General features: G+C 66.5%; 1 protein-coding gene. It reads right to left on the bottom strand.

What is annotated here, in order from left to right:
- Positions 1 to 1182: elongation factor Tu (tuf, locus tag ACVMLK_RS21085; RefSeq protein WP_457487547.1), on the bottom strand; the 1182-nt coding region annotated here is incomplete at its 3' end.

The raw sequence follows: 1182 nt of genomic DNA on the forward strand, positions 1-1182 counted from the left end.
GCTGATCTTGGCGACGACGCCGGCGCCGACGGTGCGGCCGCCCTCGCGGATGGCGAAGCGCAGGCCCTCGTCCATGGCGATCGGCGCGATCAGCTCGACGTCCATCGACACGTTGTCGCCCGGCATCACCATCTCGACGCCTTCCGGCAGCGTCACCACGCCCGTCACGTCCGTCGTGCGGAAGTAGAACTGCGGACGATAGTTGGTGAAGAACGGCGTGTGACGGCCACCCTCCTCCTTCGTCAGCACATAGGCCTCCGCCTTGAACTTCGAGTGCGGCTTGATCGAGCCCGGCGCCGCCAGAACCTGGCCGCGCTCCACGTCCTCGCGCTTCGTGCCGCGCAGCAGCGCGCCGATGTTGTCGCCCGCCTCGCCGCTGTCCAGCAGCTTGCGGAACATCTCGACGCCCGTCACCGTCGTCTTCGTCGTGTCCTTCAGACCGACGATCTCGACTTCCTCGCCGACCTTGATGATGCCGCGCTCCACGCGGCCCGTCACCACCGTGCCGCGGCCCGAGATCGAGAACACGTCCTCGATCGGCATCAGGAACGGACGGTCCTTCGGACGCTCCGGCTGCGGAATGTAGGCGTCCACCGCCTCCATCAGCTTCAGCACCGCCTGCTCGCCCAGCTCCGGGTTCTTGTCCTCCAGCGCCATCAGCGCCGAACCCTGGATCACCGGAATGTCGTCGCCCGGGAACTGGTAGGAGGACAGCAGCTCGCGCACCTCCATCTCCACCAGCTCCAGCAGGTCGGGGTCCGCCATGTCGCACTTGTTCAGGAACACCACCAGCGCCGGAACGCCAACCTGGCGCGCCAGCAGGATGTGCTCCCGCGTCTGCGGCATCGGGCCGTCGGCCGCCGACACCACCAGGATCGCGCCGTCCATCTGCGCCGCGCCCGTGATCATGTTCTTCACGTAGTCGGCGTGGCCCGGGCAATCCACATGCGCGTAGTGACGGTTCGCCGTCTCGTACTCGACATGCGCCGTCGAGATCGTGATGCCGCGAGCCCGCTCCTCCGGCGCCTTGTCGATCTGGTCATACGCCGTGAACGACGCACCGCCCGACTTCGCCAGAACCTTGGTGATCGCCGCCGTCAGCGACGTCTTGCCATGATCCACATGCCCGATCGTGCCAATGTTGCAGTGCGGCTTCGTCCGCTCAAACTTAGCTTTCGCCAT

It is taken from the genome of Teichococcus aerofrigidensis (genome assembly GCF_054073225.1).